This window comes from Vibrio sp. S12_S33 (assembly GCF_963889785.1).
Classification (GTDB): Bacteria; Pseudomonadota; Gammaproteobacteria; order Enterobacterales; family Vibrionaceae; genus Vibrio; species Vibrio aestuarianus.
The window spans coordinates 19,724-28,243 of the sequence record NZ_CAWPQZ010000044.1 but is presented as its reverse complement, the minus strand read 5'-3'; the positions used below and the strand labels follow the sequence as shown (position 1 = coordinate 28,243).

At 41.1% G+C, this 8,520-nt stretch carries 9 protein-coding genes and 3 pseudogenes; 4 read left to right on the top strand and 8 right to left on the bottom strand.

Features of this window, described 5'->3' with window-relative positions; genetic code table 11:
• On the bottom strand, window positions 1-98 hold a 98-nt coding region (locus AACW06_RS16025), incomplete at its 3' end, for an IS1 family transposase (protein WP_337923495.1).
• Between the two features lie 64 nt (window positions 99-162).
• Window positions 163-360: pseudogene (gene tnpA / locus AACW06_RS16020) on the bottom strand (IS66 family insertion sequence element accessory protein TnpA); the annotation flags it as partial.
• Window positions 361-441: 81 nt separating this feature from the next.
• On the opposite strand from tnpA, the pseudogene AACW06_RS16015 reads away from it, so the two are divergent.
• Window positions 442-702: pseudogene (locus AACW06_RS16015) on the top strand (methyl-accepting chemotaxis protein); the annotation flags it as partial.
• Between the two features lie 155 nt (window positions 703-857).
• Here AACW06_RS16015 and AACW06_RS16010 read toward each other — a convergent pair.
• The 3 genes from AACW06_RS16010 to AACW06_RS16000 all read right to left on the bottom strand — a co-directional run bounded on the left by AACW06_RS16010 (window position 858) and on the right by AACW06_RS16000 (window position 2,362).
• Complete coding sequence (locus AACW06_RS16010) at window positions 858-1,427, bottom strand: YceI family protein (protein WP_192075836.1); 570 nt, start codon at window positions 1,425-1,427, stop codon at window positions 858-860.
• Window positions 1,424-1,963 (bottom strand): cytochrome b, encoded by a 540-nt coding sequence (locus AACW06_RS16005; RefSeq protein ID WP_192075835.1) that lies wholly within the window; start codon window positions 1,961-1,963, stop codon window positions 1,424-1,426. The genes AACW06_RS16010 and AACW06_RS16005 overlap by 4 nt, the downstream gene beginning before the upstream one ends.
• Window positions 1,964-2,116: 153 nt before the next feature.
• A complete protein-coding gene (locus AACW06_RS16000; protein ID WP_192075834.1) occupies window positions 2,117-2,362 on the bottom strand; it encodes a DUF2164 domain-containing protein in 246 nt (81 codons plus the stop codon).
• Between the two features lie 161 nt (window positions 2,363-2,523).
• Here AACW06_RS16000 and AACW06_RS15995 point away from each other — a divergent pair, with 161 nt between their 5' ends.
• The 3 genes and pseudogenes from AACW06_RS15995 to AACW06_RS15985 all read left to right on the top strand — a co-directional run bounded on the left by AACW06_RS15995 (window position 2,524) and on the right by AACW06_RS15985 (window position 4,781).
• Window positions 2,524-3,159, top strand: coding sequence for a hypothetical protein (locus tag AACW06_RS15995; RefSeq protein ID WP_192075833.1), 636 nt, complete (start codon window positions 2,524-2,526; stop codon window positions 3,157-3,159).
• A gap of 167 nt (window positions 3,160-3,326) precedes the next feature.
• A pseudogene (locus AACW06_RS15990) lies at window positions 3,327-3,778 on the top strand (helix-turn-helix domain-containing protein); the annotation flags it as partial.
• 211 nt (window positions 3,779-3,989) lie between these two features.
• Window positions 3,990-4,781, top strand: coding sequence for an EAL domain-containing protein (locus AACW06_RS15985; protein WP_192075832.1), 792 nt, complete (start codon window positions 3,990-3,992; stop codon window positions 4,779-4,781).
• Between the two features lie 17 nt (window positions 4,782-4,798).
• Here the strand turns inward: AACW06_RS15985 and AACW06_RS15980 are convergent, their stop codons facing one another.
• Genes AACW06_RS15980 through AACW06_RS15970 form a run of 3 tightly spaced genes read right to left on the bottom strand, consistent with a single transcriptional unit; the run spans window position 4,799 to window position 8,519 of the window.
• The gene (locus tag AACW06_RS15980; RefSeq protein WP_192075831.1) at window positions 4,799-6,394 is read right to left on the bottom strand and encodes an ABC transporter ATP-binding protein; all 1,596 of its coding nucleotides are present in this window, start codon (window positions 6,392-6,394) and stop codon (window positions 4,799-4,801) included.
• Window positions 6,391-7,434: an ABC transporter permease gene (locus AACW06_RS15975; protein WP_192075830.1), complete on the bottom strand. Its 1,044-nt coding sequence runs from the start codon at window positions 7,432-7,434 to the stop codon at window positions 6,391-6,393. Before AACW06_RS15975 ends, AACW06_RS15980 begins: the two co-directional genes overlap by 4 nt.
• On the bottom strand, window positions 7,434-8,519 hold the full coding sequence (locus AACW06_RS15970) for a microcin C ABC transporter permease YejB (protein ID WP_192075829.1): 1,086 nt from the start codon (window positions 8,517-8,519) through the stop codon (window positions 7,434-7,436). Before AACW06_RS15970 ends, AACW06_RS15975 begins: the two co-directional genes overlap by 1 nt.
• Between the last annotated feature and the right edge of the window lies 1 nt (window position 8,520).

Sequence of the window (8,520 nt, the reverse complement as noted above, 5' to 3'; positions counted from 1 at the left end):
AGACACCTGAAACGAGGAAAGCCAGAATGCCCCTTTCCATGCTTACGGACGGGCTCAGTTTTATTGCAGAAGCGACATTGAACTTGAATGGTAGCCATGAGTTAAAAACAATCAAAAATCAGGTGGCGATATTAACACATATCCACCGATTTGAGTCTCGACCGTTGTTTTTTCGATAACTTCTGCTTTAACAAAACCACCGATATTGGTTGATTTCGTGGTTTGTAACTGCTGGCGTTTGGCATAAAAGGTAGACAGACTTAACCCGTTACGCTCACAGAAGACACGCTGGGATAAATGACTGGATTGGTATTTTTCAAACAGGTTCTGCCATTCTTGGTCGGTACGTCGTTTTGCCATTTCAGATCTCCTTATGGTTGGAGATTTGATCGTATAGCGTGCTGAGGTTGATTAGAATGCGGTGTTTATGATGCGCTTACGCTTGATCAAAGCTTGCGGCAAATTATTACTGATATGGAAATGATCCAAAGTAATTCTGAACGTATCGCTTCAGCTATTGAAGAGCAAGGGATCGTCATGAATCAAGTGAGCGAATCAATAACTGAGCTCAATTCAATTTCAGACAACAACATGCACTCAGCTAAACAGTGCCTGGCTGAGGTTGGTATTGTATCCAAACAAGCCCATGAAATGGATAGCGCTGTGGCTGAATTCCAAACTGAAAAAACAGCAGCCAGCTAATAGGATATGAACCAAAGCTCACTCTAATAAATATCAAAATCATTTATCAAAAAGGGACTACTCAAAATGTAGTCCCTTTTATTTCTCATCGTCAGTATTTAGGTGTTTCAAGCACTAGTTAGTGCTACACAACAAAACGGGCTGCAATATAAAACTTATTTTTGAACACCTTCGATATGCAGTTCCATATCAACATAACTTGATGAACCCATTACCGCGATATTAAAATCGGCCAGTTCTAGACGAGTCGTGCCCATAAAACCAGCGCGTTGCCCTCCCCATGGGTCTTGGCCTGCACCAATAAATTCAGCATTGATCGTAATAGGTTTTGTTTGCCCATGAAGAGTTAAGTCACCCATTACTTCCAATTGACCATTTCCTTTATCGACCACTTTAGTACTCGTAAAGGTAGCTTGAGGGAATTTTGACGCGTCGATGAAATCTGCACTACGGATATGCTTATCGCGTTCAGCTTGATTACTGTCTAAACTACGCGTATCCACATTTACCTGCACTTTAGAGCTGGCCATATCTTTAGCATCATAAGAAAACTCGCCGTCGAACTTGTTAAAACGTCCTTTAATGAAGCTGTAACCAAGGTGACTAACCTTGAAGTTAATAGAAGCATGAGCCCCTTTACTATCAATAACGTAATCCGCTGCACTAGCACTCAATGGCATTAACGTTGCGAAAGCTAGTCCTGCAGCAAGTAATGTTTTCTTCATTTCGAAGCTCCTGTCATTTTTCGTAGAGTATTATCTTTGTTGATAAAGTGGTGCTTAAGCGCTGCTGCGGCATGAATTACCGCGATAACAATTAACGTCCAAGCGGCGTAAAAGTGAATAATTCCTGAAAGGTCAGCCTGTCCTTCAAATAAAGCGCCCATACCAGGAACTGTCAACCAGTTAAATATATCAATCCCACGACCATCTTCGGTTGAAATTAGGTAACCGGAAACAAATAGCGTGATTAACAATAAATACATAAAGCTGTGGGCAGCCTTAGCACCTAGACGCTCAACACGACTTCCTTCAATCGAAGGGGTTGAGCTTATTTGTTTCCATAGCAGGCGAAACAGTGTTAATGCAGCAAGCAATAATCCAATTGATTTATGCCAGTGGGGCGCCGTCTTATACCATTGGCTATAGTAGGTAAGATCAACCATCCACAAGCCTACCGCGAACATACCGAATACGACCAAAGCCGATACCCAGTGCACTAAGCGGGAAACGAGATTGTAATTTTTTACGTTTGAAGTCATAAAAGTCTCTAAATATAAGTGAGAATGCCAATCAGATAGATTAAGGTTACACATTGATATTTACGTTTTACATAGTATTTACCATTCTTTACATTGTGGACATATCACTAAGTTGATGGAGTTGTTCAGAAAAACTGAAGGAACTTAAAAAGCCTAAGTTATTGGTTGCTCTATCGCATATAAATCATCTGCTACATCAAGCATCCTTCTTTGCATAACATCATGAGCATCTGACAACCCTTTGTTATAAAAAGCAGGTCCTATTTTGCTTGCCACGAAATCGAGTAAAAATAAGGCATCAAATTGACCAATTTCTGTATCAAGTTCCTCTTCCATATAACGTTGTAGCGCTTGAGTCAGCGCTGTTTTTTCTTCTTCATCGAGTACAAGTTCTTTCATTTGATTCCCCCAAGTGACAACTGAAATTTTAGGTGATAAACACACGACAAACCAATTATTTAGAAAGAAGAGTGTAAAAGATCAAGAACTGGTTATTTGTCGCTCGTCGTTCATCGTAACTGTGGTAATCTTACTTAGCTTTATTAAAGGAGAACAACGAGTTGCTACTGGATATACTCACTCAAAGCGTCAATGAATTTCAATCTGACTGCCTAAAGCTTTGTGAAAAGCACTACCCAACGATTCATAATCAAGGAATGAGTGAGCATCACCTAGGCCTGGCCTTTGCGCGCCGGTTAGCAAGAACGCTGAGTGAATTTGGACACCCTTGCGGCTACTTTCCAATAGAGTCAAACCCTCATCGTGACCAACCTCATCACTATCGGGTAAGTTGCGATGCTGGCACGGTTTGGATATTGACTCATCATTTAGTTAGTGCAGGAAAAACGTGCCGCGAGAAACTCATGCAAGATATCGCTCTGTGGAAGTATGAATACGCTTACGCCATTCAACCTAATGATTTACTATTACTGCTCACCGACCACTGGATAAGTCGTAGCCAAAAAAGCCGTGAACTACTCCACTGGTGGACAGGTCAACTACCTGATGAAATCGATCAATATAACGCGCAGGGAATCACACTTTATGAAAGTGATTCTTGGCTCAGTCAATCTCTCGAAACTCGCTTTCAAATCAGCCCTTGCTATATCAAATTCGCTCATCCGCTGAAACATTCGAAAAACCAACAACTTGTTAGAAAGTATATCCAACTTTACGCTGTTCTTCAGGGGGCATAAATGTTAAACATAAAATAAAACATTGCTGAGTTTTAAAAACCTCTCTCATGAAAAACCCTAAAAATGTGATATTGGTTCACGAAAATATTAAAAAAACCTAATTCAACAATGTAATCGACCTTTAGACGTTTGTAGTAATCTAACAATGTTTATTATTGTCACTCACCATGAAAATGGTGCTGACTCCTCAACAAAAACAACAACTCGAAGAAATGTACGATTCAACTCATGATGGTCGAGTGCGTGACCGCATCAAAGCGGTTTTACTCGCGTCTGAAGGTTGGAGTCAGGCTATGATTTCTCAAGCTCTTCGCATTCACGAATCAACCGTAGCCCGTCATCTCAGTGATTATGTTCTCTCTGAAAAACTTAAGCCTGAAAATGGTGGTAGCCAAAGCCAACTGTCTGTTGGACAAACCATGAAACTTATCGAACATCTGACTGAGAAAACGTACTTTCATACCCACCAAATTGTCGCTTATGTGCAAGCTGAGTTTGGTATCCGTTATACCGTTGCTGGAATGAACAAGTGGCTACACCTTTCGGCTTCTCATATAAGAAGCCGAAAGGTGTGCCGCACAAGTTTAATCCAGAGATGCCGCAAGCATTTACTTCAGCCATCAAAGAGTTTTTCGATGTAACATTACCAGAAGTTGCAGGTTCACTCGTATCCAGAATTATGGATAACTTTCAGATTTTGAAACCTGCATCTTCAAGTTGAACGGGTATATACTGTTGACAAGCGTCATAGACTGTCAATATTATGGCATGGCATATTGATGCTAGGACGATAATTGAGCTGTTATGAACTATAGGATGTCATAAATTGTATGCTGTTCACCACCAAGAACCAATTTTCAAAATGTATATCTTTAGATACTGATGGCCAACACATCGCTCATTACCAAGGCCTATTATTACGCAGTGTTTTCCAACCGATTTTTTCTCGAAGCGATCTTGTCGTGGGCGTTGAAGCGCTAGCAAGAATAAGTACCCAAGATAATACCAATATCCGTCCTAGCCATTTTTTTCATTCGGATGCTATTAACCCAATCGACAAACTGAATGTTGAAAGGCTGTGTCGTGCTATACATTTACGTAACTATGCCGTATCTCCCTATCGACAATGCCGTTTATTCCTCAATATTCTGCCTAATGCTAGTGAGCAGTTTGCCATGAGTGATATAAATACTGGATTACTCATTACGAGGCTGAAAGATCTACATATTGAAAACAAACAATTGGTTATGGAGCTTATCGAAATAGATTCTGAAAATGAAGCAATGCTAAAACAAGCAACTCAGCGCTTAGCTGATAACGGTTTTGCGATTGCTATCGATGATTTTGGTACTTATGCGTCAACGCCAGAGCGCGTAAACCTAATTGCGCCTGGAATCATTAAGTTCGATCGAAGCTTACTTTTACAGTACATGCGAGGAGATGCTCTACCTTTGCTCGATGGTATCACTTTAGCAAAACAAAACTCCGCAAATACAGTGATAGAAGGCATAGAAACGCAGGCACAATTGGATGCCATGAAAGAGCTTGATATCGATATGTTCCAGGGTTTTTTCCTTGCTACACCGGAATCCATTGTTCCTTCAATCCAAATAGCGGTTTAATCGCCCCTTCGATTCAACTAAAGCTGCGAGAATGAAATAAGCTCTTGCGTGTAAGGATGTTGAGGATTAGAGAAGAGTTGCTGCGTTTCCCCCTGCTCTATCACTTCCCCCTGCTTCATTACGATAGTGTAATGACATAACGATTTAATGACATGAAGATCGTGACTAATAAAAAGATACGTTAATCCATACTTTTGTTGTAGCAATTTTAATAAATCCAATACTTGTGCTTGAATTGTCCTATCTAATGATGATGTGGGTTCATCAAGCAAAATAAATTCAGGTTTTAACACCAAAGCCCGAGCGATGGCGATTCTCTGTCTTTGCCCACCAGAAAACTCATTGGGATAACGATGGCGAGTATTAGGGTTAAGTTCTACCTCTCGCATTGATTCGCAGATCAATCTATCGAGCGTTTCTTCATCATAATTGCAATGTACTTTCAGACCTTCACCAATAATTTGCGCCACTGACATCCTTGGGTTGAGTGCAGAAAAGGGGTCTTGAAACACCACTTGCATTTTACTTCGATAAGGCAGCATCTCCTTGCGATCTATACCCTGTAATTCGTTACCTTGATAGCGAATTGATCCTTCGGAATTGATCAACTTCAAAATTGCCATACCAGTGGTTGATTTGCCTGAACCACTCTCACCAACAATTCCGAGCGAATAGCCTTTTTTTAAATCAAATTTCATATTGGTTACTGCTTTTATATATGAAACCGTTCGTTTAAATAACCCGCCTTTGATAGGAAACCACACTTTTAGCTGATCTAATGTGAGCAGTGATGTGCTATTGTCGCTCACCTCAACAGGAAAACCCCGTGGATCTGAATCAATTAATTTCTTAGTATAAGGATGCTTTGGCGCTGAAAATAACCTTTTACACTCGTTCTGCTCAACAAGTTGCCCATTTTGCATCACTGCAACGCGATCAGCGATTCGTCGCACAATACTTAAATCATGAGTAATAAAGAGCATTGCCATCCCAAGTTCTTGCTGAAGGTTTTTTAGTAGATCTAACACTTGCGCTTGAACCGAAACATCCAATGCTGTTGTTGGTTCATCGGCAATCAGCAGCTCTGGTTCATTAATCAAGGCCATCGCAATCATAACGCGCTGTCGCTCACCGCCAGAAAGCTCATGTGGATAAGCGTTTATCTTGAGTTCAGGGGAACGAATGCCGACTTTTTCCAGCCATTGGATGGCCATCGCTTCAGCCTTCGATTTTCTCAAACCACGGTGAATTTCTACAATTTCGACCAGCTGTTTTCCTATTTTATGCAATGGGTTCAACGACACCATTGGCTCTTGGAAAATCATCCCTATGCGCCCACCACGGATCGCTCTTAATTGCCGTTCACTACAAGTTAAAGTATCCGCACCATCGAAGAGTATTTGGCCATCTAAATAGTGCGCGGATCCCTTGGGCAATAGTTTAAGAATGGCATTCGCTGTGACAGATTTCCCTGACCCACTTTCTCCCACCAATGCTAAGGTTTCACCTTTTTTGACCGATAGTGAAACATGGTGCGTCACTGCTTCTATCTGCTCTTTACGTCCAAAGCCAACCGATAGATTTTGAATGGATAGTACAGTTTGAGTCATCATCCAATCCTATTCTGATGTGGGTCAAAGGCATCACGTACCGCTTCACCAATAAACACTAATAACGTTAGCATCAATGAAAGTACAACAAATGCAGAGATACCAAGCCAAGGAGCTTGTAAGTTTGCTTTTCCTTGAGCAAGTAACTCGCCTAACGATGGTGAGCCAACCGGTAAACCAAAGCCTAAGAAATCTAACGATGTTAACGTTGTTACAGAGCCAGAGAGAATAAAAGGCATCATGGTTAATGAAGCAACCATTGCGTTAGGAAGCATGTGACGTAGCATAATGCGGCTATCACTGACGCCCATCGCTTGTGCTGCACGAACGTAATCAAAATTCCGACAGCGTAAAAATTCTGCTCTTACCACACCGACCAAGCTCATCCAACTGAATAACACCATGATACTCAATAACCACCAAAAATTGGGTTCTACAAAACTTGATAAAATAATCAAAAGAAACAGCGTTGGCATTCCTGACCACACTTCAATAAAACGTTGGCCGAGTAAATCAAGCCAACCACCGTAATAACCTTGTGTTGCCCCGACAATAACGCCAATCACAGAAGATACAATGGTCAGCACAAAACCAAACAATACCGATATACGAAACCCATAAATAATCCGCGCTAACACATCGCGTCCTTTGTCATCCGTGCCGAGCCAGTTCTCAGCATCAGGAGGCGACGGTACTGAACTGGTGATATTGAAATTTATGGTATCGTAACTAAATCGAACTAATGGCCAGATAATGAAACCTTTTCCCTCTATCAGTTCTGTCACATACGGGTCAGTGTAATCAGCCTCTGTTGCAAATTCACCGCCAAATTGGATTTCGGAATATTGGTTAAAAGTGGGGAAATACCACTGCTGCTCGTACTCAATAAACAATGGTTTATCATTGGCAATAAACTCAGCGAATAAGCTAATGATAAATAACAAGCTAAATAACCACAGCGAATAAAAACCACGGTGATTTGATTTAAAACGTTGCCAACGCATAGCATTGAGTGGGTTAGCGGCTTTTTGCTTTAACATCATCAGCGCGCCTCAAAATCAATTCTCGGATCGACCCATATATAGGTTAAATCGGAGATGATACTCAAAATAAGTCCTAATAACGTCATGATATATAAAGAACTAAAGACAACAGGATAGTCACGTTGAATGGTTGATTCAAAACCCAACAAACCAATACCTTCGAGAGAAAACATCACCTCGATAAGCATGGAACCAGTGAAAAAAATGCTGATAAACGCACTCGGAAAACCTGCAATAATAATCAGCATTGCATTACGAAACACATGCTTATAAAGGATGCGGTTTTCGTCAAGTCCCTTAGCCCTTGCTGTCACCACATATTGTTTATTGATTTCATCAAGGAATGAATTTTTAGTCAGCATACTTAAAGTCGCAAAACCACCAATCACCATGGCAAAGATTGGTAAGGCTAAATGCCAAAAGTAATCAGCGATTTGTTGATACCACGTTAAGTCTGAAAAGTTATTTGAAACTAACCCGCGCAGTGGAAACCAACTAAAATAATTGCCGCTCGCGAATAAGATGATCAAGATTATCGCGAACAGAAACCCTGGAATCGCGTAGCCCACAATGACAACGGCACTTGACCAAATATCAAACCTTGAACCATGATGAATCGCTTTCACTATGCCTAATGGTATTGAAATAAGGTAAATGATTAAAGTGCTCCACAAACCTAACGATATGGAAACGGGCAAACGTTCGACAATTAAGTCAATAACGTTACCACCTTTAAACAAGCTCTCACCAAAATCAAAAGTGATGTAATTCTTAAGCATTTCAACGTAGCGTACATGTAAGGGCTTATCAAAACCAAACTGCTTTTTAATCGCTTCCACCACTTCAGGATCAAGCCCACGTGAACCTTTATAACCGACTGCAGAATCACCAGAAACGGGAATATCCACCTCTTTGCCACCGCCAGTAAAGCGCTCCATGATACCGTCGCTGTGACCTTCCATTTGCGCGATCGCTTGCTCTACAGGACCACCAGGCGCAATTTGAATAATAAAGAAATTGATGGTGATGATGGCCCACAGCGTGGGAATAACCAGTAACAATCGGCGGAAAACATACGCTGCCATG